The organism is Sporosarcina sp. ZBG7A (genome assembly GCF_000813425.1).
In the GTDB taxonomy this organism is placed as follows: domain Bacteria; phylum Bacillota; class Bacilli; order Bacillales_A; family Planococcaceae; genus Sporosarcina.
In genome coordinates, this window is the sequence record NZ_JWIB01000071.1 from 1 (window position 1) to 1,186 (window position 1,186).

1 protein-coding gene is annotated in these 1,186 nt (G+C 40.8%); it reads right to left on the reverse strand.

Annotated elements, in window-relative coordinates; translation table 11 throughout:
- Positions 1 to 30 precede the first annotated feature (30 nt).
- A protein-coding gene (locus tag RL70_RS17035) for an IS3 family transposase (protein WP_156138008.1) occupies positions 31 to 1,142 on the reverse strand; the annotation gives its coding sequence in 2 pieces (ribosomal slippage) (positions 31 to 890 and positions 890 to 1,142; 1,113 coding nt in all).
- Positions 1,143 to 1,186: the final 44 nt, after the last annotated feature.

Sequence of the window (1,186 nt, forward strand, 5' to 3'; positions counted from 1 at the left end):
ATGGCTTGTCAACACTAAATCGGACAATATTTATAAGGTCCCTAATCGGTACTCAATAGGCGTTAGATAATCTAGCGTTCCGTGGATCCGAACCCGATTGAACCAATTCACATAATCCTGTAGTTCACGCTCTAACTGGCTGATTGAAGAAAACGTCATTTGCTTAATGAACTCTATTTTGACCACATTGAACATCGATTCTGCTACCGCATTGTCGTACGGGCATCCTTTCATGCTAAGTGATCTTCCGATGCCAAACGCTTCCAAAGCTTCGTCAATTAGTTGATTTTTAAATTCGCTTCCACGGTCTGTATGGAATAATTGGATGCGATCCAAGCTGCGTTCAATGCTAGACAAGGCTTTGTACACAAGCTTAGCTGTCTTTTCGGGACCAGCGCTGTAGCCGATGATTTCTCGATTAAAAAGATCGACAAATAAGCAGACATAATTCCATCTTCCATTGACTCTTACGTATGTTAAATCACTTACCACCACAGCTAGTTCATCTTGGCCGTTAAAGTTTCTCGCCAGAACATTCTTTACAGGTTCCTCATTCACTTTTGTTTTGAACGGTTTATATTGAGCGACAGTGTAGTTGGATACGAGCCCCGTATGCTTCATAACTCGACCAATACGCCGTCTAGAAACCGTCCGGTCAATCTTCTCTAATTCTTTTTTGATTTTGCGTGTTCCATAATTGTTTCGACTCTGTTTGAAGATTTCTTTGATATCTTTTTGTAGGGTTTCATCCTCCGGTTGTTTTACGGAAGTGTAATAGAAAGTGCTTCTAGCGATCCCTAGGACGTCGCACATTGCTGATACCGAGTATTTGTGACGGTTATTTTGAATCACATTTACTTTCGTCCCATGATCAGCGCGGCTTGCTTTAAAATATCATTCTCCATTAGGAGACGTTGGTTCTCCTTACGTAATTTGATTAATTCATTCTCTTCATCCGTACGCTGGTCTTTCTCTTGAAAAGATCCAGTCGCTTTGTGACGCCTTACCCAATTATCGAAAGTAGTGGAGGTTAGATCGTACTCACGAAGAATATCTGTACGTGGCTTACCGTTTTCATGTAGTTGTACAATTTGGTTTTTAAATTCTTTGGTGTAGGACCGTCTAGCTCTTTTTTCAGTCATGTAGATTCTCCTCATCTCTTTGGTTGTATTCTACAAGACCCTAA